The organism is Xanthomonas sp. NCPPB 901 (assembly GCF_056725085.1).
The window spans coordinates 441489-463427 of sequence record NZ_CM161511.1 but is presented as its reverse complement, the minus strand read 5'-3'; the positions used below and the strand labels follow the sequence as shown (position 1 = coordinate 463427).

At 71.4% G+C, this 21939-nt stretch carries 14 protein-coding genes; 3 read left to right on the top strand and 11 right to left on the bottom strand.

Annotated features, from left to right (window positions below; all coding sequences use genetic code 11):
- Positions 1 to 41: 41 nt before the first annotated feature.
- Both AC1PME_RS01975 and AC1PME_RS01970 read right to left on the bottom strand, forming a co-directional pair.
- Complete coding sequence (locus AC1PME_RS01975; RefSeq protein WP_430543922.1) at positions 42 to 656, bottom strand: YdcF family protein; 615 nt, start codon at positions 654 to 656, stop codon at positions 42 to 44.
- Entirely contained in the window at positions 641 to 1600 is a 960-nt protein-coding gene (locus AC1PME_RS01970; protein ID WP_481097142.1) for a pyridoxal-phosphate dependent enzyme, read from the bottom strand. Before AC1PME_RS01970 ends, AC1PME_RS01975 begins: the two co-directional genes overlap by 16 nt.
- A gap of 164 nt (positions 1601 to 1764) precedes the next feature.
- Between AC1PME_RS01970 and AC1PME_RS01965 the strand changes: the two genes are divergently transcribed.
- Both AC1PME_RS01965 and mnmG read left to right on the top strand, forming a co-directional pair.
- Positions 1765 to 2280: a hypothetical protein gene (locus AC1PME_RS01965; protein WP_481097141.1), complete on the top strand. Its 516-nt coding sequence runs from the start codon at positions 1765 to 1767 to the stop codon at positions 2278 to 2280.
- 511 nt (positions 2281 to 2791) lie between these two features.
- Positions 2792 to 4681 carry a tRNA uridine-5-carboxymethylaminomethyl(34) synthesis enzyme MnmG gene (mnmG, locus tag AC1PME_RS01960; RefSeq protein WP_481097140.1) on the top strand — a complete coding sequence of 630 codons (1890 nt, stop codon included), beginning with the start codon at positions 2792 to 2794 and terminating at the stop codon, positions 4679 to 4681.
- Between the two features lie 199 nt (positions 4682 to 4880).
- Here the strand turns inward: mnmG and AC1PME_RS01955 are convergent, their stop codons facing one another.
- The 5 genes from AC1PME_RS01955 to AC1PME_RS01935 form a co-directional block, all read right to left on the bottom strand.
- Positions 4881 to 5834: an alpha/beta hydrolase gene (locus AC1PME_RS01955; RefSeq protein WP_481097139.1), complete on the bottom strand. Its 954-nt coding sequence runs from the start codon at positions 5832 to 5834 to the stop codon at positions 4881 to 4883.
- A 634-nt stretch (positions 5835 to 6468) separates the two neighbouring features.
- Positions 6469 to 7326 (bottom strand): PA4780 family RIO1-like protein kinase, encoded by an 858-nt coding sequence (locus tag AC1PME_RS01950; protein ID WP_254460033.1) that lies wholly within the window; start codon positions 7324 to 7326, stop codon positions 6469 to 6471.
- Positions 7327 to 7747: 421 nt separating this feature from the next.
- On the bottom strand, positions 7748 to 9190 hold the full coding sequence (locus AC1PME_RS01945; RefSeq protein ID WP_481097138.1) for an efflux transporter outer membrane subunit: 1443 nt from the start codon (positions 9188 to 9190) through the stop codon (positions 7748 to 7750).
- Positions 9187 to 12315 carry a multidrug efflux RND transporter permease subunit gene (locus AC1PME_RS01940; RefSeq protein WP_481097137.1) on the bottom strand — a complete coding sequence of 1043 codons (3129 nt, stop codon included), beginning with the start codon at positions 12313 to 12315 and terminating at the stop codon, positions 9187 to 9189. The genes AC1PME_RS01945 and AC1PME_RS01940 overlap by 4 nt, the downstream gene beginning before the upstream one ends.
- Positions 12316 to 12325: 10 nt before the next feature.
- The gene (locus AC1PME_RS01935; RefSeq protein WP_481097136.1) at positions 12326 to 13516 is read right to left on the bottom strand and encodes an efflux RND transporter periplasmic adaptor subunit; all 1191 of its coding nucleotides are present in this window, start codon (positions 13514 to 13516) and stop codon (positions 12326 to 12328) included.
- A gap of 296 nt (positions 13517 to 13812) precedes the next feature.
- On the opposite strand from AC1PME_RS01935, the gene AC1PME_RS01930 reads away from it, so the two are divergent.
- Entirely contained in the window at positions 13813 to 16242 is a 2430-nt protein-coding gene (locus AC1PME_RS01930; RefSeq protein ID WP_481097135.1) for a membrane-bound PQQ-dependent dehydrogenase, glucose/quinate/shikimate family, read from the top strand.
- A 384-nt stretch (positions 16243 to 16626) separates the two neighbouring features.
- Here the strand turns inward: AC1PME_RS01930 and AC1PME_RS01925 are convergent, their stop codons facing one another.
- Genes AC1PME_RS01925 through AC1PME_RS01910 form a run of 4 tightly spaced genes read right to left on the bottom strand, consistent with a single transcriptional unit; the run spans position 16627 to position 21759 of the window.
- Positions 16627 to 17934 (bottom strand): MFS transporter, encoded by a 1308-nt coding sequence (locus AC1PME_RS01925; protein WP_481097134.1) that lies wholly within the window; start codon positions 17932 to 17934, stop codon positions 16627 to 16629.
- A gap of 48 nt (positions 17935 to 17982) precedes the next feature.
- Positions 17983 to 18888, bottom strand: a complete 906-nt coding sequence (gene aroD, locus AC1PME_RS01920) for a type I 3-dehydroquinate dehydratase (protein WP_481097133.1) — start codon at positions 18886 to 18888, stop codon at positions 17983 to 17985.
- A 37-nt stretch (positions 18889 to 18925) separates the two neighbouring features.
- A complete protein-coding gene (locus tag AC1PME_RS01915; RefSeq protein WP_481097132.1) occupies positions 18926 to 20254 on the bottom strand; it encodes a carbohydrate porin in 1329 nt (442 codons plus the stop codon).
- Entirely contained in the window at positions 20251 to 21759 is a 1509-nt protein-coding gene (locus AC1PME_RS01910) for a right-handed parallel beta-helix repeat-containing protein (RefSeq protein ID WP_481097131.1), read from the bottom strand. Before AC1PME_RS01910 ends, AC1PME_RS01915 begins: the two co-directional genes overlap by 4 nt.
- Between the last annotated feature and the right edge of the window lie 180 nt (positions 21760 to 21939).

Sequence of the window (21939 nt, the reverse complement as noted above, 5' to 3'; positions counted from 1 at the left end):
CAGTCGTGGAAAGGCCCAATCATACGGGCTCGCCGCAACGCTCAGGCGGCCTGCTCCAGCAGGTCGCGATGGAAGAAGTACAGCTCCTGCAGCAGGAAGCGCCAGCGGGTCTGGAAGCTGCGGAAGCGGCTGCTCGGGGTCGACGACGCCAGCGCGTCGATCTGCAGTTCCTGGCACAGCCGCAGCGCCCGCGCCATGTGCAGCGGATCGCTGACCACGATGACCCGGTGCAGGCCGTGTTCGCGCATCAGCCGGCGCGCCTCGATCAGGTTCTGCCGGGTGGTGCGCGACACCGTCTCGATCAGGATCGCGTCGGCCGGCACGTCGTGGCGCAGCGCGTAGCGCCGGGCCACCTGCGACTCGGCGAAGCGCGCGCCGTTGCCGAAGCCGCCGGTGAAGATCAGGGTCGGCGCGTAGCCGCGCTGGTACAGGTCCAGGCCGTGGCGGATGCGCTCCTCGAACACCGGCGACGGCTTGGCGTCGTAGGCCGCCGCGCCGAGCACGATGATCGCGTCCGCCGGCGCCGCCTGGTCGCGGTCGCCGACCCAGACGATGTAGATCGCCACGCCCAGCAGCCACAGCCCCAGCAGCGCCGCCAGGCGCAGCAGCCAGCGCAGCCAGCGGAACCCGCCCCGCGCGCTCATGCCGCACCCCACGGCAAGGCGTCCAGGTCGACGTTGCCGCCGGACAGGATCACCCCGACCCGCCGCCCGGCGAAGCGCGCCGGCTGCGCCAGCACCGCCGCCAGGGCGATCGCCGAGGACGGCTCCACCACCTGCTTGAGCACCTGCCACAGCAACCGCATCGCCGCCACGGTCGCCGCGTCCTCGACCACCAGCACCTCGGCATGGCCGTGCAGCAGGGCGAAGTTCGGCTCGCCCAGGCTGCCGCGCAGGCCGTCGCAGACGGTGTCCGGGACCATGTCCACGCGGCGCTCGCCGGCGGCCAGCGAGCGCGCGGTGTCGGCGGCGCCGGCCGGCTCGGCCAGCAGCAACTGCGCCTGCGGTGCCAGCGCCGACAGCGCCAGGCGGCTGCCCGCGGCCAGGCCGCCGCCGCCGACCGGCACCACCAGCAGGTCCAGTCCGCCGCTGGCGTCGAGCAGTTCCAGCGCCGCGGTGCCCTGGCCGGCGATCACCGCCGGATCGGCATACGGATGCACCAGGGTCGCGCCGGTGTCGCGCTGCACCCGTGCGCACATTTCCTCGCGCGCGGCGATGGTCGGCGCGCAGCGCCACAGCGTGGCGCCGTGGCGGGCGATGTTGGCGAGCTTGGCCGCGACCGCGCCTTCGGGCACCACCACATGACAGCCGATGCCGCGGGTGCGCGCGGCCTGCGCCAGGGCCGCGCCATGGTTGCCCGAGGAGTGGGTGACGACCCCGCGGGCCGCCTGCGCCGGATCCAGCGCCCACACCGCGTTGCAGGCGCCGCGGAACTTGAACGCGCCGCCGCGCTGCAGGTGTTCGGCCTTGAAATACAGCTGCGCGCCGGTGGCGGCGTCCAGCGCCTGCGAACGCAGGACCGGGGTCGGCCGCGCATACGCGGCGATGCGTGCGGCGGCCGCCAGGACGTCGCCGAACTCGGGCAGAAAACGTGAGACCATGCGCGAAAGGGTAGCGTATCGTCGCCAACGTGCAGCGCCCGCGAGCGGCGCAGGTGCGCCGCCGTTGCGCGCGACTTAAGCGTTCAAGTGCGGCGCGGGAAGTTAAGGGGGGATTCAATGCAACGGACCGAACCTGTCAGCCAGCCTGATGGAGGGCAAATGCCATGAAACTGCGCCTGATCTGCGCCGCTGGACTGCTGGCCGCACTGGGCGGCTGTGCCACCTACGATTACGCCGGAGGCGGCGACGGTGGCTACTACCGTGGCGCGCCCTCGGTCGAATACCGCTATCCGCCCGGTTACTCCGAGTACTACTCGCCGTACGGCGCGGTGCCCTACTACGGTTACGGCCCGGCGTATTACGGCTACTACGGCTACGGCGTGCCGTATTACTACTATCGCGGCTACGACGGCCCGCGCCACCGTCCACCGCCGCGCCCGCGGCCGGACGACGGCGGTTCGTCGCCGCCACCGCCCAGCGTGGGCGGTCGGGTGCCGACGCCGTGGCGCGACCTGGACCGCCTGCGCCGTCCGGATGCGCTCAATTCGGCGCCGCGGCCGCAGTCCATCCAGCCGCCCCGGCCAGTGATGCAGCGCCCTGAGGCGATGCCGCGGCCGCCGGCACCCCGCCCCGGCAACATGGGGCGCAGCAATGGGACACGTCGCACACTCGAGCCCTGAGAAAGGGCTTGCGTTCGCCTGTCACAGCAAGCACTCTACGTCCTACGGGGTGACCGCCTGCGTCGCTTTATGACCCGAAGGGGTTGACCCCACCGTCTATGTCGATGTCCGACAGGGAAATCTGGATCCCCCCTGTTCCGGCCCTGTCGGGCGTCGGCGCCTCACAACGAAAAGCCCCGGTCCGCCGGGGCTTTTCGCGTTGGGGCCTTGTCATTGCTGGCGCGCGCGCCGGCCGGCGGCGGAAAACGGGCATAAAAAAGGGCCGGTAGTCCCCCGACTACCGGCCCCCAGCTCCCCCAACGTGCGCGTGACTGGCCCCTGTTCCAATTCCAGTCATACGCCCCTGACGCATTGCCACGTTGGGTGCAGTGGAAATATCTGCAGATTGCGTGCCAACTTGAGGCCCAGATCTGCAATTTGTGATGGAACCGCTAAAATTCATGTCCACGCCCAGGGCGACCCCCGCCCGCGGCCCCCTGCCGCCGGTCCCGTGCCGGCCGACGAGACCCCGATGAGCGACTCCTTCTACCGCTATGACGTGATCGTGATCGGCGGCGGCCACGCCGGCACCGAAGCGGCGCTGGCGTCGGCGCGTGCCGGCGCGCGCACCCTGCTGCTGACCCACAACGTGGAGACGGTGGGGGCGATGAGCTGCAACCCGGCCATCGGCGGCATCGGCAAGGGCCACCTGGTCAAGGAGATCGACGCGCTGGGCGGGGCGATGGCCCAGGCCGCGGACCTGGCCGGCATCCAATGGCGCACGCTCAATGCCTCCAAGGGCCCGGCGGTGCGCGCGACCCGCTGCCAGGCCGACCGCAGCCTGTACCGCAGCGCGATCCGGCGCCTGGTCGAGGCGCAGCCGAACCTGACCCTGTTCCAGGCGGCGGTGGACGACCTGGTGATGGACGGCGAGCGCGTGCGCGGGGTGCTGACCCAGACCGGGCTGCGCTTCGAGGCGGCGGCGGTGGTGCTGACCGCCGGCACCTTCCTGGCCGGCAAGATCCACATCGGCCAGACCCAGTACGCCGGCGGCCGCGCCGGCGATCCGCCGGCCACCGCGCTGGCGCAGGCGCTGCGCGACGGCCGCTTCGGCGTGGACCGGCTCAAGACCGGCACCCCGCCGCGTATCGACGGGCGCAGCCTGGACTACGCGGCGATGGAGGAGCAGCCCGGCGACGATCCACTGCCGGTGATGTCGTTCCTGGGCGAGGTCGCCCAGCATCCGCGCCAGGTCTCGTGCTGGATCACCCACACCACCGAGCGCACCCACGCCATCATCCGCGGCGCGCTGGACCGCTCGCCGCTGTACACCGGGCAGATCGAGGGCATCGGCCCGCGCTACTGCCCCTCGATCGAGGACAAGGTGGTGCGCTTCGCCGAGAAGGCCAGCCACCAGATCTTCGTCGAGCCGGAAGGCCTGGACGTGGTCGAGATCTACCCCAACGGCATCTCCACCTCGCTGCCGTTCGACGTGCAGCTGGAGCTGGTGCGTTCGATCCGCGGCTTCGAGCGCGCCCACATCACCCGCCCCGGCTACGCCATCGAGTACGACTTCTTCGACCCGCGCGGGCTCAAGGCCTCGCTGGAGACCAAGGCCATGCCCGGGCTGTTCTTCGCCGGGCAGATCAACGGCACCACCGGCTACGAGGAAGCGGCCGCGCAGGGCCTGATCGCCGGCCTCAACGCCGCGCGCCAGGTGCGCGGGCTTGAGCCGTGGTCGCCGCGCCGCGACCAGGCCTATATCGGCGTGCTGATCGACGACCTGATCACCCACGGCACCAGCGAGCCGTACCGCATGTTCACCAGCCGTGCCGAGTACCGGCTGCAGTTGCGCGAGGACAACGCCGACGCGCGCCTGACCGGCATCGGCCACGACCTGGGCATCGTCGACGAAACGCGCTGGGCGCGGTTCCAGGCCAAGCAGGAAGCGGTGGCGCGCGAGAACGAGCGCCTGCGCGGGCTGTGGGCCACCCCGGGCAACGCACTGGGCCGCGAGGTCGCGGCCACGCTGGGCGTGGCGGTGAGCCGCGAGACCACCGTGCTGGACCTGATCAAGCGCCCGGAACTGGACTACGCCGCGCTGATGCGGGTGCCGTCGCTGGGCCCGGGCGTGACCGATGCGCAGGTGGCCGAGCAGGTGGAGATCGGCATCAAGTACGCCGGCTACCTGGACCGCCAGCGCGAAGAGATCGCGCGCCAGCAGCGCCACGAGGACACCCCGATCCCGGCCGCGTTCGACTATGCGCAGGTGCGCGGGCTGTCGGCCGAAGTGCAGCAGAAGCTCGAGCGGGTACGTCCGCAGACCGTCGGCCAGGCGCAGCGCATCCCCGGCATGACCCCGGCGGCGATCTCGCTGCTGCTGGTGCACCTGGAACGCGCGCGGCGCAGTCGGGTGGCGTGATCGGTCGCGAACGCGCAGCGCGCGCAGCACTCGCGTAGGAGCGGCTTCAGCCGCGACCCGGGGTGCGTATCGGCAATGCCCCGTCGCGGCTGAAGCCGCTCCTACGGACGCGACGGACGTATGGTTCCAGATGAGGCAGCGCGTGCCACCACCGGCAGCGATTGCCGGGAGGTGGTATGCGCTGCAGTGGGGCTCAGTCCTACGCAGCCACCGGCAGCAGGCGCTGGCGCAGCAGCAGCGCGGCCAGGTCCAGGGTTTCACCGGCCACGCGCATCACGCCGCCCATGTTGATGAAGCCGTGGATCATGCCCGGGTAGATGCGCACCAGGGTTTCCACGCCCGCCTCGCGCAGGCGCTGCGCGTAGTGCAGGCCTTCGTCGTGCAGCGCATCGCGCTCGGCCAGCACCACCAGCGCCGGGGCGACGCCGGCCACGTCCGGCGCCACCACCGGCGAGATGCGCCAGTCCGACGCCAGCGACGGGTCCGGCAGCAACTGGCGGTCGAAGTAGCGCATCGCCGCCTCGGTCAGCGGCGGGATGCCGGCGTTGTGCACGCGCGAGGGGAAGGGGTTGTCCGGACGCACGTCGGTCAGCGGGTAGATCAGGACCTGGCAACGCAAGGCAATGCTGGCATCGCGCGCATCCAGCGCGGCGCTGGCGGCCAGGGCGCCGCCCATGCTGTCGCCGGCGATCGCCAGGCGCTGCGGATCGGCGCCGACCTCGCCCGGGTGCGCCGCCAGCCAGCGCAGCACCGCGATCACGTCCTCGATGCCGGCCGGCGCCGGGTGCTCGGGCGCCAGCCGGTAGTCCACCGCCAGCACCTGGCAGCCGGCGCGCGCGGCCAGTTGCCGGCACACGTCGTCGTGCGAGTCGAGGTCGCCGACCACGCCGCCGCCGCCATGCGCGTACACGCAGGTCGGGGCCGGACCGGCGTCGAGGCCGTGCGGGCGGTACAGGCGCAGCGGAACCGGCGCGGCCGGACCCGGTGCCTGCAGGTCGCGAACCTCGGCCATCTCCGCGCGCGGGAAACCGAACTGCGCGGCGACGCCGCGCATCATCGCCCGCGCCTCGGGCAAGGGCAGTTCCTCCATCGGCGGCTGCCCGGACTGCTGCGCCAGGGCGAAGAAACGGACGACGTCTGGATCGAAATACATGGGTGGCCCTCCCGGGGCAGCTGCGCAAGCGGCGTCGGCCAAATTGTTATTATTCATAACCATTTTCGCAAATAAGCGAACCGAAACGCGCATCACGGCGCTTGGCGGGCCATCGGCAGACGGCCGCTTGCAGTGGCGTAGAGCCGTGCGCAATGCAGCTGTAGCAAGGCTTCGCACTGCGTGCGGCACGTGCTGGCCGCCGTCGCGCACGTGACTGCGTCGCATTGCAGCGCAACATGCGCGTGCGCGAATGCGGCGTTCGCATCGCGGCCGGCGGTCCAGCCGAGGACAGCGCGTTGGGGCTGGCGGGCGCGCCGCTGGCGTTGCGGAGCGCGGTGCCCAACCGGGGAGGTCACGCCACACCGCGGCGGCAACGCGTTTGCCAGGCCCAACCCGAAGGATGCGATCGCGCACGCCTGGGGCCGCGTGGCGATGCTGGATTCCGTGCAATCGAACAGGCGCCGGTCGGGCAGACGGCCGCTACGCCCGGTCTCGCCGGTGCCATGGGCCGCCTTGCGAGCCGCGGTGAGCCTGCTGCATGCGATCGCGCACGCGGGGACGGGGTCCACCTCCTCGCTTGCTGCCCGCAAGCGCGCGCAACCGCGGCGCGGCGTGCTCGAGGAGCAAGCAGACCCTAGTCGTCCTGCGCAGCGGCCTCGCGGCCCTGCTGGCGGATGATGGCTTCCTGTCGCGCGTCCTCGATCGAGGCGCGCACCGCGCGCACGTCTGCGCGGCGGGTGTCGAAGGTGAAGCGGCCGCTGAGCGCGCTGTCCGGGCGCAGCGTGCCCTTCTCGTACAGCGCCCACATCTCCTCGCCGTAGTGGGTGGCGTTGAGCTCGGGGGCGAAGCGGCCCAGGCAGTCGCGCAGGTTGTGCACGTCGCGCAGCAGCATGGCGCGGGCGGCGTTGTTGCCGGCGGCGCTGACCACCTGCGGGAAGTCGATCACCACCGGGCCGTCGGCGCCGACCAGCACGTTGTATTCGGACAGGTCGCCGTGGACCAGGCCCAGGCACAGCATCCTGACCACGTCGCCGACCAACTGCGCATGAAAGGCCTGCGCCTGCGCCGGTTCCAGCTCGACTTCGCTCAGCCGCGGCGCGCTCTGCCCGTCGGCGTCGGTGACCAGCTCCATCAGCAGCACGCCGTGGAAGTAGCCGCGCGGCTGCGGCACGTGCACGCCGGCGTCCACCAGCTGGTACAGGGTGTTGGCCTCGGTGTCCTTCCACGCCGCCTCCTGCTCGCGGCGGCCGAACTTGCTGGCCTTGCCGATCGCCCGCGCCTGGCGGCTGCCACGTACCTTGCGCCCTTCCTGGTACTGCACGCGGGCCTGGAAGCTGCGCTGCGCCATGTCCTTGTAGACCTTGGCGCAGAGCACGTCGTCGCCGGCCTGGACTACATAGACCGCGGCCTCCTTGCCGCTCTTGAGCGGGCGCAGCACGCCGTCGATGACGCCATCGTCGATCAGCGGCTGCAGGCTCGGGGGGATCTTCATCGGTTGCGGCATACCTGGAGTGAGTCGCCGCGATTATGGCCCAAGGCTGGCGCAGTGCCCGGCGCGCTGGGGCGGTGTCGAGGGTGTCGCCAAGGCGCTGAAGAGGCGCCCGGGGCGTGCCTGCGGCCAGTGCGATGAAGGAGATGCGGCGCGCAAGCGTCCGGTATTTGTCTACGACGCCCGCCGAAGCGTACCGCTACGTTCAGCTATGAAGATGGCGGCGCGAGGCTGGTCGTGGCGTGTGCCGCGGGGGCGCGCACGAGGCGTCGCCGGGGTCGGTGGTTGGAGAGCCGTCCGAGTGCCGTCGCGTCGGGACTGAAGTCCCTCCCACAGGAGAGCGTCGCGCGTGGCGACGCTCCTGCTCGCTCAGGTCTGCCTCAAGCAGGCCTCAAGCTCGCCTCAGGCCTGCCTCGGTTCCAGCTCAGGGCGCGGCCGCGGCCTGGGCCTGGGCATCGGCACCGCCGCCGAGCACCTGGTACAGGGTCACCCGGTTGCTGGCGTCCTGCAGACGCAGCGCGATCAGCGCCTGCTGCGCGGCGTACAGCGAGCGCTGCGCATCCAGCACCGCCAGGTGGCCGTCCAGGCCGGCGCGGTAGCGGGCGTCGGCCAGGGTATAGCTGCGCTGGCTGGCGTCGACCAGGGCCTGCTGCGCGCTCAGCTGCGCCTGCAGATGGTCGCGCGCGGCCAGGGCGTCGGCCACTTCGGCGAAGGCCGACTGGATCGCCTTCTCGTACTGCGCCACGGCGATGTCCTTGCCGAGCTTGGACGCGTCCAGCGAGGCCTTCAGCGCGCCGGCGTGGAAGATCGGCGCGGTGATGCTGGGCACGAACGACCAGGTGCGGCTGCCGGCCGAGAACAGCGTCGACAGCGCATCGCTGCTGCGGCCGGTCGACGCGGTCAGGCTCAGCGAGGGGAAAAATGCCGCGCGCGCGGCGCCGATGTCGGCATTGGCCGCCTGCAGGCTGTGCTCGGCGGCGAGCACGTCCGGACGCTGCAGCAACACCGCCGAGGACAGGTGCGCCGGCAGCGGCGCCAGCGCGACGCTGTCCTGCAGTGCCTGCGCCGTCGGCAACAGTGCCGCCTCCACCGGCGCGCCGACCAGCAGCTGCAGCGCATCGCGCGCCTGCGCCAACTGGGTGGCGGCGCTGGCCACGGCGACCCGCGCCGACGCCACGCTGGTCTGCTGCTGCGCCAGGTCCAGCCCCGACACGCTGCCGACGCCGTGCTGGCGCTCGGTCAGTTGCAGGGTCTGCGCCTGGCTGTCCAGGGTCTGCTGCGCCAGCGCCAGTTGTTCCTGGTCCGCGCCCACGGTCAGCCACGCCGCGGCGACCTGGGCGACCAGGCTCAGGCGCACGCTGCGCTGGTTCTCGGCGCTGGACAGCCAGTTCTGCTGGGCCTCCTGGTTGAGGCTGCGCAGTTGCCCGAACAGGTCCAGCTGCCAGCTGCTCAGGCCGACCTGGACGGCGTCGTTGGTGGAGAGCTGGGAGACGCCATCGTCATTGCTGGCGGCGCTGCTGCGGCCGCGGCTCATGCTGCCGCTGGCATCGAACGAGGGCAGCTGCGCGGCGCGCTGGATGCGGTACTGCGCGCGCGCCTTGTCGATGGACAGCATCGCCACGCGCAGGTCGCGGTTGTTCTGCAGGGCCAGCGCGATGGTCTGGCGCAACCGCGGATCCAGGAACACCTGCTGCCAGTCCGGCATCGCCAGGGTGTCGGTGGCGGCGCCGGCGGCCGGCGCCGCATCGGCCGCGGCCAGGTCGGCCGGCACCGGCGCCGCCGGACGCTGGTAGGTCGGCGCCAGGGTGCAGCCGGCCAGGGCCAGCAGCGTGGCCGCCGCCACGCTCATGCGCGAGACGGCGCTCATGCCTGCACCTCCTCGGTGGCCGCCGGGCGGCCGGGGAACAGCCGCCGCACGATCACGTAGAACAGCGGCACGAAGAACAGGCCCAGGGTGATCGAGGCCAGGGTGCCGCCGGTGACGCCGGTGCCCAGCGAGTGCCGCGCGGCCGAGCCGGCGCCCTTGCTGAACACCAGCGGCAGCACGCCGAGCAGGAACGCCAGCGAGGTCATCAGGATCGGCCGCAGGCGCATCTGCACCGCGTGCAGGGTGGCGGCCAGCAGGCTTTCGCCGCGGTGCTCGAGGTCGCGCGCGAACTCGACGATGAGGATGCCGTTCTTCGCCGCCAGGCCCACCGTGGTCAGCAGGCCCACCTGGAAGTACACGTCGTTCTCCAGACCACGCAGGGTCATCAGCAGCACCGCGCCGAACACGCCCACCGGCACCGCCAGCATCACCGCGAACGGGATCGACCAGCTCTCGTACAGCGCCACCAGGCACAGGAACACGAACAGCAGCGAGATCGCGTACAGCGCCGGTGCCTGGTTGGCCGACAGCTTCTCCTGGTAGGCCATGTCCGACCACGCGTAGCCGAAGCCGTGCGGCAGCTGCTTGCTCAGTTCGGCCATCTCGTCCATCGCCGCGCCGGAGCTGACCCCCGGCACCGCCTGGCCGGTCAGTTCCATCGCCGACACGCCGTTGTAGCGTTCCAGCGCGGCCGGCGCGCTGGTCCAGTGCGAGCGGGTGAAGGACGACATCGGCACCATGTCGCCGTCGCTGTTGCGCACCGTCCAGCGGTCAAGATCCTGCGGCGCCATGCGCGCCTGCGCATCGCCCTGGACGAAGACCTTCTTGATGCGGCCCTTGTAGATGAAGTTGTTGACGAAGTCGCCGCCGAGCGCGCTGTTGAGCGTGGCGTTGATGTCGCCCGGGTCCACGCCCAGCGCCTGCGCCTTGGCGTCGTCGATCTTCACCGCATACACCGGCGCGTCCTCCAGGCTGGCGTAGCGCACGTTCATCAGCTTGGGATCGTGCTGGGCCAGGCGCAGCAGCTTGTCGCGCGCGGCGACCAGGGCGGCATGGCCGGCGCCTTCGTAGTCCATCAGTTCGAAGGTGAAGCCGGAGGCGTCGCCCAGCCCGGTGATCGCCGGCGGCGAGGTCACGAACAGTTCCGCATCCGGCACGTCGGCCAGCGCCTTGTTCAGATGATCGGCGATGGTCGCCGCGTCGTCGTCGCGGTCGTCCCAGTCCTTCAGGCGGATGAAGGCCATGCCGACGTTCTGGCCGGCGCCGGTGACGCTGAAGCCGGCCGAGGACAGCACCGAGCGCACGCCCGGGTCCTTCAGCGCGGCCTTGGTCAGCCGGTCGGTCACCGCCAGGGTCTGCTCCAGGGTGGAGCCGGCCGGCAGCTTGACCAGCACGTTGAGCATGCCCTCGTCCTCGTCGGGCAGGAACGCACCGGGCAGGCGCCACAGCAACAGCCCGGTGACCGCGAGCAGCAGCGCGTAGGCGATCAGGCCCAGCGCGCGCCGCCCCAGCACCCGCTCGACCAGCGCGCGGTAGCGCTCGGACAGGTGCCGGAAGCGGGTGTTGAACCAGACGAAGAACCAGCCCAGGCGGCCGTGCGAGCCGATCGGCGCCTCGCCCTGGTGCAGCGGCTTGAGGATGGTCACGCACAGCGCCGGGGTCAGGGTCATCGCCACCAGCACCGACAGGATCATCGAGGCGGCGATGGTGATCGAGAACTGCCGGTAGATCACGCCGGTGACGCCGTTGAAGAACGCCATCGGCACGAACACCGCGGTCAGCACCAGTACGATGCCGACCAGGGCGCCGCCGATCTGCTGCATCGAGCGCAGCGTGGCTTCCTTCGGCGGCAGGCCTTCCTGGCCCATGACCCGCTCCACGTTCTCCACCACCACGATGGCGTCGTCGACCAGCAGGCCGATCGCCAGCACCATCGCGAACATGGTCAGGGTGTTGATCGAATAGCCGAACGCGGCGAGCACGCCGAAGGTGCCCATCAGCACCACCGGCACGGCGATGGTCGGGATCAGCGTGGCGCGCCAGTTCTGCAGGAACAGGTACATCACCGCCACCACCAGCAGCACCGCCTCGATCAGGGTGATCACCACCTCCTTGATCGAGGTGGTGACGAACGGCGTGGTGCTGAAGGCGATGTGGTAGTTGTAGCCGTGCGGCCAGTACTGCTTGAGTTCCTGCAGGCGCTTCTCGATCGCCTCGGAGGTCTCCACCGCGTTGGCGTCGGAGTTGAGCTCGATGCCCAGCGAGGCCGAGGGCTTGCCGTTGAAGCGGGTGATGCTGTCGTAGGTCTCCGGGCCCAGACCGATGGTGGCCACATCCGACAGGCGCACGGCCGCGCCGCTGGCATCGCTCTTGAGCACGATGGCGCCGAACTGGGCCGGGGTCTGCAGGCGGCTGCGGGTGGTCACGGTGGCGTCCAGGCGCTGCCCGCGCAGCGCCGGCTGGCCGCCGATCTCGCCGGCGGACACGTCGGTGTTCTGCGACTGCAGCGCGTTCTCCACATCGGACGGCATCAGCGCGTACTTGCGCAGCTTCTCCGGGTCCAGCCAGATGCGCATGGCGTATTCCGAGCCCAGCGGCTGGATGTTGCCGACGCCGCTGACGCGGCTGATCTGGTCGTCGATGTTCGATTCCATGTAGTTGGCGACATCGAAGTTGTCCATGCTGCCGTCGTCGGAGGTGAACGCCACCACCTCGAACAGCGAGCCGCTGGACTTGGTGATGACCAGGCCGTTCTGCTGCACCGCCTGCGGCAACACCGACATTACCGACTGCAACTGGTTCTGCACCTGCACCTGCGCGGTGTCGGCGTTGGTGCCGGTCTCGAACACCAGGTTGACCTGCGCGGTGCCGTCCGAGGCGCTGGTGGAGGTCATGTACAGCAGGTGGTCCAGGCTCTGCTGCGACTGTTCGATCAGCTGGGTGACGGTGTTTTCCACCGTCTGCGCCGAGGCGCCGGTGTAGGTGGCGCGCACGGTGATGGTGGGCGGCGCCATATGCGGATAGCGTTCGACCGGCAGCCCATGGATGGCCAGCATGCCGATCAGGACGATGACGATGGCCATGACCCAGGCCACCACCGGGTGGTTGACGAAGAAGCGCGACATGCGGGAGTCCTCAGTCGGCCTGGGCGTCGTCGCCCGGCAGCGCCGGCGCGGCATCGAGTTGGGCGGCGGTGACCGGATACGGCTGCACCGGCTTGCCGAGTTCGGCGCGGCTGCCGTTGACCACGATCAGGCGCTCGCCCGGCTTGAGCCCGGACTCCACCACCCAGTCGTGGCCGATCGCCTCGCCGGTGCGGATGTGGCGCTCCACCACCTTGTTCTGCGCGTCGAGCAGCTTGACCAGCGGCTCGCCCTTGCTGTCGCGGGTCACCGCCTGCTGCGGCACCAGCACCGCGCCCTGGTCGGTGGCCATCGGCAGCACCGCGCGCAGGTACATGCCCGGCAGCAGCAGGTGCTCGGGATTGGGCACCACCGCGCGCAGGGTGACGTTGCCGGTGCCGGCGTTGACCTGGGTGCCGACGAACTCGAGGGTGCCGGCGTGCGGATAGGTGCTGCCGTCCTCCAATCGCACCTTGACCTGCGCCTTGCCGTCGATGGCGTGGATCTGCCCGGCATCGAGCTGGCGGCGCAGCGCCAGCATCTGCGTGCTGGACTGGGTGACGTCCAGGTAGATCGGGTCCAGCCGCTGGATGGTGGTCAGCGCCGCGTCCTGCGCGGCGGTGAGCAGCGCGCCGACGGTGTAGGCGGAGGTGCCGATGGTGCCGGAGATCGGCGCGGTGATGCGGGTGTAGTCGAGGTTGATCCGCGCCGCCTGCAGCGCCGCCTTGGCCGCGACCACCGCGGCCTCGTCCTGGTGCAGGGCGGACAGGGCGTCGTCGGCGTCCTGCTTGCTGGCCGCGTCCATGTCGGTGAGGGTGCGGGTGCGCTCGGCCTTGGGCCGCGCGCTGGCCAGCGCCGCCTCGGCCTGCACCAGGTTGCCGCGGGCGATGTCGTAGGCGGCCTGGTACGGCGCCGGATCGATCAGGTACAGCGGCTGCCCGGCCTTGACCTCCTGCCCCTCCTGGAACAGGCGCTGGCGCAGCAGCCCGCCGACCTGCGGGCGCACGTCGGCGGTCTCGTAGGCCACGGTGCGGCCGGCCAGGGTGCGCTCCACCGGCAGGGTATGCGCCCCCAGGGTCAGCACCCCCACCCGCGGCGGCGGCGCGGCCGCCGGCTTGTCGCCGGAGCAGCCTCCGGCCACGGCAATGGCCAGCAACAGGGCACAGCGAACGGGACGACGAGGCGCCATCAGGAGGTCGGACATGGGAGTGCGGCTGGGAAGAAACGCGCAACGCTACTCTACGGATGTGTCGCATCGCACCATCCCTGTAACGGTGCGTTGTACGGCCTTCACCAAGGTCGGAGAAACGTCGGAAGCGGCACGCAGCGTCGCGCCGGCGAACCGCGGCATTCGTTCTATTACCGAACACAAATGCGATAATCGCCCACGTTGTCGACGTGCTTCCGGGCCGCGGCATGCCATCGTGCGCACACCCCGTCCTCGCCGCCGTCGTGGCCGGCCGCGGGCGCCGCGCGCCTACCCTGCAGAGGATCGAAAACGTGCAAACCCAATCGGATGTGTCGGCCGGCGGCCGGATCGTGCTGTGGAGCGTCGGCCTGCTGCTGGCGCTGATCGGGCTGGCGCTGCTGGTCGGCGGCATCCGCCTGGCCACGCTCGGCGGCAGCGTCTACTTCCTGGCGATGGGCGTGGCCTGCGTGGCCTCGGCGCTGCTCGTGCTGCGGCGGCGCCCGGCCGGCGCCTGGCTGTACGCGCTGGCCTTCGTACTGAGCGTGGCCTGGGCGTACTGGGACGCCGGCCTGGCGTTCTGGCCGCTGGTGTCGCGGCTGATGATGCCGGCGGTGCTGGCGCTGCTGGTCGCCCTCGCCTACCCGACCCTGCGCCGCGCCCGCGGCCTGCCCGGGGGCCGCGGCGCCTATGCGCTGGCGGCGGTGCTGGCGCTGGCCTGCGCCGGCGGCCTGGCCGGCATGTTCGTGCCGCATCCGCCGGTGGTCGCCAGCGGCCCCGGACCGGCGCCGGTGCCGGTGACCCCGGCGCAGGCGCAACGCGACTGGAGCCACTACGGCAACACCGCCGGCGGCAGCCGTTTCGCCGCGCTGGACCAGATCGGCCGCGGCAACGTCGACCAGTTGCAGGTGGCCTGGACCTACCGCACCGGCGACATCGCCGTCAGCGACGGCAACGGCGCCGAGGACCAGACCACCCCGCTACAGATCGGCGAGACGCTGTTCGTGTGCACCCCGCACAACAACGTCATTGCGCTGGACGCCAGCAGCGGCCGGCAACTGTGGAAGCGCGAGATCAACGCGCAGTCCTCGGTCTGGCAGCGCTGCCGCGGCCTGGCCTACTTCGATGCCGACGCGGCGCTGGCCCAGCCCAGCGCCGCCAACGCGTCGCCGGTGGCGGCGGCGGTGCTGCCGGCCGGCGCGAACTGCCGGCGGCGCGTGCTGACCAACACCATCGACGCGCGGCTGATCGCGCTGGACGCGGACACCGGCGCGTTCTGCACCGGCTTCGGCCAGAACGGCCAGGTCGACCTGAAAGCCGGCCTCGGCGCCGCGCCGGATCCGTTCTACCAGTTGACCTCGGCGCCGACCGTGGCCGGGACCACGGTGGTGGTCGGCGGCCGCGTCGCCGACAACGTGCAAGCCGACATGCCCGGCGGCGTGATCCGCGGCTTCGACGTGATCACCGGCGCGCAGCGCTGGGCGTTCGATCCCGGCAACCCGCAGGACACGCAGCCGCCGGCGCCGGGCAAGACCTATGTGCGCAGCACCCCCAACGTGTGGGCGCCGATGTCCTACGACGCCGCCTCCAACACCGTGTTCCTGCCGATGGGCAGCCCGTCCACCGACCTGTACGGGGCCGAGCGCACCGCGCTGGACCACCGCTTCGGCGCCTCGATCACCGCGCTGGACGCCAGCACCGGCAAGGTCAAGTGGGTCTACCAGACCGTGCACAACGACCTGTGGGACTTCGACCTGCCGATGCAGCCGAGCCTGATCGACTTCCCGATGGCCGACGGCCGCCGCGTGCCGGCGCTGATCATCGGCACCAAGGCCGGCCAGCTGTACGTGCTCGACCGCGCCACCGGCAGGCCGCTGACCGACGTCCGCGAGGTGCCGGTCAAGGCCGCCGACATTCCGCACGAACCGTATGCGCTGACCCAGCCGCTGTCGGTGGGGATGCCGCAGATCGGCACCAAGCACCTGCGCGAAGCGGACATGTGGGGCGCCACCCTGCTGGACCAGATGCTGTGCCGCATCGCCTTCAAGAAGATGCGCTACGAAGGCCTGTACACCGCGCCCGGCACCGACGTGTCGCTGAGTTTCCCCGGCTCGCTGGGCGGCATGAACTGGGGCGGCCTGTCGGTCGACCCGGTGCACGACGTGGTGTTCGCCAACGACATGCGCCTGGGCCTGTGGGTGCAGATGATCCCGCAGAAGGCCGAGAAGGCGGCCGCCTCCAGCGGCGGCGAGGCGGTCAACACCGGCATGGGCGCGGTGCCGCTGAAGGGCACGCCGTACGCGGTCAACAAGAACCGCTTCCTGTCGGCGCTGGGCATCCCCTGCCAGGCGCCGCCGTTCGGCACGCTCAGCGCGATCGACCTGAAGACCCGCCGCATCGCCTGGCAGGTGCCGGTGGGCACGGTGCAGGACACCGGCCCGCTCGGCTTCAAGATGCACCTGCCGATTCCGATCGGCATGCCGACCCTGGGCGGCACCCTGGTCACCCAGAGCGGCCTGGTGTTCATCGCCGGTACCCAGGACTACTACCTGCGCGCCTACGACAGCGGCACCGGCAAGGAACTGTGGAAGGCGCGGCTGCCGGTGGGCAGCCAGGGCGGGCCGATGACCTACCTCTCGGCCAAGAACGGCAAGCAGTACGTGGTGATCACCGCCGGCGGCGCGCGGCAGTCGCCGGACCGCGGCGACTACGTGATCGCCTACGCGCTGCCGGACGCCAAGTAGGAACACGCCGCACCATTGCCACCCGCGCGCGGTGGCAATGGCTGGCCCCGCGTCCTTGGGGCCTCAGGGCGCCTCGACCGGGCGCAGCATGGTGGCCGGCACCGCGATGCCGGGCGCCGAGAACGCACAAGTCCCACGCCCACCACGTCCGAGGATCCGGAAGGTGGGGGGCAGATGCGCGACGCTGGCGCGGTGCCAGCACACGGCGCCTGCAGTGCCCGTCCAGCGCTGGAACTGGTGCCAAACGTCGCCGCCGCCACACCGGTCCCGGCGCCGGGCAGCGGCGCCGAGGGAGCGACACAGGCCAGGCCGGCACCGCCAGCGCCGTCAAGCGCGTTGTTCTCGGAGGCTGGCGCAGCGCGCGCCCGGCGGGTCGCCCTGCCTTCAACGCGCTGGCTGCAGCCGCATCGTCAACACCGCGGCAATGGCCACCAGCAGCGGCAACGCCAGCACGTAGTACAGATTGGCCGGCTGCCAGCCGGCGTCGACCAGCACGCCGACGGTCATCGGCGAGAGGATCGCGCCGACGCGGCCGATGCCGATCGCCCAGCCCAGGCCGGTGGTGCGCACGGTCGGCTCGAACACGATCGGCGCCACCGCATACAGGCCGGCCATCGAGCCGAACAGCGCCGCGCCGATCACGAAGGCCACCGGGAAGGCCAGCTGCAGCTGCGCGCCGAGCGTGGCGAACACCACCATCCCCAGTGCGGCGATCAGGAAGCTGGCCGCGGTCAGCCGCGGCAGCGCGAAGCGTGCGGCCAGAGCGCCGAACACCGCGCCCCCGACGATGCCGCCCAGGTTCAGCAGCACCCCGCCGGTGACGCCCTGTTCGGCCGACAGCCCGGCTTGCACCAGCAGCTTGGGCGTCCAGCTCAGCACGAAGTAGAAGGCGAACATGTGCATGAAGAAGCCCAGCGCGATCAGCACGCTGTTGCGACGCAGGCGCGGGGTGAACAGTGCCGCGTAACCCGCTTTCTCCTGTGCCGGCGGTCGCGGCGGCAGCGCGTCCAGCGTCGGTGCGCGCATGCGCGCCAGCAGCGCGTTGAGCCGCGCCAGCGCATCCGGCGGACGCCGGCTGAGCAGGAAATCCAACGATTCGGGCAGCAGCGCCAGCACCACCGGGATGCACAGCAGCGACGCGAGGGCGCCGAACAGGAAGGCCGCGTGCCAGCCCCAGCGTTCCAGCAGCGCCGCGGCGACCAGCCCGCCGAGCGTGGCGCCGATGGGATAGCCGGTGGCCTGCAGCGCAACCGCGGTGCTGCGCCACTTCGGGCTCGCGTATTCGGCGGTGATCACGCCCACGCCGGCAAGCATGCCGCCGATGCCGATGCCGGTGAACACGCGCAGCGCGGCCAGTTGCCAGATGTTCTGCGCCAGCGCCGAGGCGGCCATGCCGATGGTCAGGATCGCCAGGCAGCACAGGATCATGTTGCGGCGGCCCCAGCGGTCGGCCAGCGGCGCCAGCAGCAGCGAGCCCAGCGCCATGCCCACCAGCCCGGCGCTGAGCGCGATCCCCAGCAGCTTGCCGGACAAGTGCCAGGCCTCCGACACGTGCGGGGCGATGAACGCCATCACCATCACGTCGAACCCGTCCAGCATGTTCAACAGCACGCAGACCGCAATGGCCGTCCACTGGAAACCGCTCATGCGCTCCAGGACCAGGGCGGTGGGCGGGGCGGCGGCATGGCTCATGGCAATACTCCTGCTAGAACGGCGAACGAGAACCGCAGCGTCGCGGACTTACTTGGGGGGCGCGGCGGCATGCAGCGCGTCGAGCGCCTGCCGCAACCGCACCGCGTCGATCTGCCCCGGCGCCGAGGCGCTGCCGAGCATGCCGAAGGTCAGGCTCTGCCCGAAGGTGCCGCCGGACAGCCGCGACACCGCGCCCAGCGGCCCCATCGCCATGGTCAGCAGCGGCTGGCCGCTGCGCTGGCGCATCTGCCAGGTGGCGTCGAGCAGATGCAGCACGTCGCCCGGATCGCGCGGCATCACCGCGATCTTCAGCACGTCGGCGCCCAGCGCCTGCTGGCGCTGCAGCCGCGCCACCATCTCGGCCACCGGCGGGGTGGCGTGGAAGTCGTGGCTGGACATCACCACGTACACGCCCTGCCGGTGCGCGTGCTGCACCAGCTGCCGCACCACCGCCGGGTCGCGGAACATCTCCACGTCGAGCAGGTCGGCGAAGCGCGCGTCCAGCAGCCGCGCGTACAGCGCGCCGTAGGCGGCATCGTCGAGCGGCACCGCACCGCCCTCGGCGTTGGTGCGGAAGGTCAGCAGCAGCGGCTTGCCGTGCAATGCCTGCGCCAGACGCGGCCCCAATGCCGCCAGCGCCGCCGCGTCGGTGGCGCCGTCCATCAGGTCGATGCGCCACTCGGCCATGTCCGCATCCGGCGAGGCGGCGATGCGCTGCGCCTGCGCCAGCGCCTGCTCGGCGTCATGGGCGGTGATCGGCACGATGATCTTCGGCAGGCCGGTGCCGATGGCGAGCCCGCGGATCTGCAGCAGCTGCGGCGCCGGCAACGGGGCCGCCGCGGGCGCTGACGCGGGCGCCGCTGCCGGAAGCGCCGCGGGCGCGGCCTGCAGCGGCGACGCCAGCAGCAGGCCGGCGCAGCACAGGAACATCAGTCGTGACGGAAACAGGGGCATCGGGATCGGCCTGGGCAAGGAGGCGCGCAGCGCGCGCTCAGAAGGTGAGCTTGACCTGCAGCCCCACCGCCAGCGCGTTGTCGGTGCGCGCATAGGCGAAGGTGCCGGGGTTGACGATGTACTGCACATCCGGCCGCAGCATCAGCCACGGGGTCAGCTGCGCGCTGTAGGACAGTTCGTAGAGTTGCTCGGCGGTGTCGAGCGCGAACACCGGCGCGTCCGGCGGCACGCCTGCATCGAGCAGCGCCGCGCGCCGCGCGTCGAGCAGGCGATGGTTGATGTCGGCGCCGACGTAGCCCAGGGCGATGCGGTCCTGGCTGCGCCGGCCGATGCCCTGGTACACCCCGCCCAGCGCGTACCAGCGGGTGATCTGCGCGGTGGCGCGGTCGGACACCATGTACTGGGCGAAGCCGGTGAGGCCGCGCCCGCGTTCGCCGCCGGGCGAGTAAAGCTTCTGTTCGACCAGCAGATAGGCGCCGTCGCGGCCGGTGGTGGCACGCGGATCCAGGCCCTTGCGCGGCACCCGCGAGGAGTCGTAGTAGCCGCCGAACTTGTAGGTGCCCGGATAGGCCCCGCCGGCGCCCGGCGTCCAGGTCAGCTCCACGGGGAACAGCGAGCCGGTGGTGCCGCGCGCGGCCAGGTCGAACGCGGTGTGCACGTTGTTGTTGGTGCGGGGATTGACCTGGAACCAGCCGACCCGCAGGTTCGCCGCCGGCGTCAGTTGCTGCGCCACCTCCGCGCCCCAGCGCGCGTTGGGATAGTTGTACCAACCGCTGTTGCCGGACATCGCCAGCGGATGCGCGCAGAACGCGGCGTTGACGAAGTTGGTCAGCAGCGTGTGCGCGCCGAACTGGTTGCCCATCGCATAGAAGCCGGCCTTGACGTAGGAACGGCCGTCGTTGAAGCGGCGGTCGTAGCTCAGTTCGGTCAGCCGGGTGAACTGGCCGCCGTAGGCTTCCTGGATCGGGAAGCGGTTGCCGAGCAGGTCGGCCGAGGTGCTGCGGCCGCGGCGGTCGTTGAGGGTCACATGCACTGTGCCGCCGTCCCAGCCGGCCAGTTTCGCCAGGTCCAGGTCCACGCCCAGCCGCACCTGCTGCGCATAGCGCGCGCCGCGCTCGCCGCGGCCGCCGTCGACCAGGCCCATGGCTTCGCCGACATAGTCGCCGCGCACGTTGACGCCGCGCCGCAGCCAGTCGCTGCGCACGCCGTCCCAGTCGCCGCTGAAGGTGCTGTGCGCCAGGTCGGTGGCGTCCTGCGCGGCGGCGCCGGACGGGGCGAAGGCGACGGCCGCGACCAGCAGCGACCAGGCCGGCAACGACGGCAGGCGTCGCACCGCGCGAGCGCCGGCGGGAGCGACGCGGCTCACGGCGCCACCGCCAGCGGCGCGCTCAGCGGCGAGGTCGCGCCATCGTCGCTGGTGACGGTGGCGGTGAGCGTGGCCAGATCCGCGCTGTCGGCCTCTAGCGGCAGCGCGAAACGGCCCTGCCCCTGCGCATCCACCGACGCCTCGGCACGGCCGAGATAGCGCTCGGCTTCGTCGTCGCCGGCGCGGCGGTTGCCGAACAGCTCCACCGTGTACAGGTGGCCGGCGCGGCCGGTGAAGGTCCCCTGCACCTGCGGCACGCCGGCGCCGCGTTCGATCGCGCGCAACTGCGGGGCGGCCTGGCCGAAGTTCGGCGGCGGTTGGCAGCCGTCCGCCGCGACGGCGCCGCAGATCGCCGCGCGCTTGCGCGGGTCCGGATCGACGCCGATGCCGCGCGAGCCGACGAAGGCCGCGTGTTCCAGGCCCGGCACGCCGAACACGATGGCGCCGCGCGGCTGGCCCGGCGCGCAGGCGCCGCCGGCGAAACAGCGCTCGATCTTCAGGCCGTTGCCGGAGAGCAGGTTGGCGCTGAAACGGTTGGGTTCGCTGCGCGGCTGCGGACGCACCGCGATGCCGATGCCATTGCCGACCAGGCGGTTGCCCTCGATCAGGTTGTCGCGGCCGCTGACGCTGACCCCGATCGAATTGCCGGCGAAGTCGTTGTCGGCGATGGTGTTGCGGTTGCCCCAGTTGATCTGCAGCCCGTCGGAATAGCGTTCGAACCGGTTGCGCAGCACGGTGTTGTCGTTGCCCCACAGGATCTCGATGCCCTGCGAGGGCTCGGGGTTGGCATCGGTGGAGCGGAACAGGTTGTCGGCCACCAGGTTCCAGGCCGCGCCGCGGGTCAGTTCCAGGCCGTCGCCGTTGTCGAGGAAGGTGTTGCGCACGATGCGGTTGCGCACCGTGGTGGTGGCGGTGGACTGGCCGTTGCCGTCGTCGCCGGTCAGCATCACCCCGGCGCCGCCGTGGTTGGCGACGATGCGGTTGTCGCGCAGCACATTGTCGCTGGCGCGGTTGATCAGCACGCCGATGCAGAAGTTGCGGATCTCCAGGCCGCTCAGTTCCACGCCATGGGTATCGCGCAGCACCAGGCCGGGCAGCGTGGTGCTGCGCACGTTGGTGCCGAACTGGCCCTTCTCCGCGCCCGGGCAGGCGGCGGTGCCCTTGCCCCGGATGTAGCCGGCGCCGTCGATGGCGATGTACTGGCCGTCGTGCGCCCGTGCCAGGCCGACCACCTGCAGCGGCCCCTGCAACGCCGGCAACGGCGCGCGCGGGCGGATCACGTAGGGCGGCGCGCCCACCGCGGCGATCTCGATGCGGTAGCGGCCGGGCGCCTGGTTGGCGGTGGTGATCGCCCAGCGGAGGGAGCCCGGGGCATCGTCGTCGGCATAGCGGTCCACGGTCAGCACGCTGGGCGCCGGCGGCACCGGCTCGGCCTGGTAGGCGCGCACGGCGCCGGGAAGCAGGGCCGCCAGCAGGGCCAGGCCGCGGGAAAACGCACAGGACATGCACCATCTCCAACAGAATCGGGACCGCGCCGGCGGCAGGCGGCGCCGCGGCCGCCGGTGGCGCACGCGTCGTGCGCTGCCAGGCGCCGGAACAGGGGCAACGCTAGTTTTATCGCAGTGCACCATTCAAGTGCGAATATCGATTGTCGGTGCGTTTATCGCACAATCGGATCTTGGCCG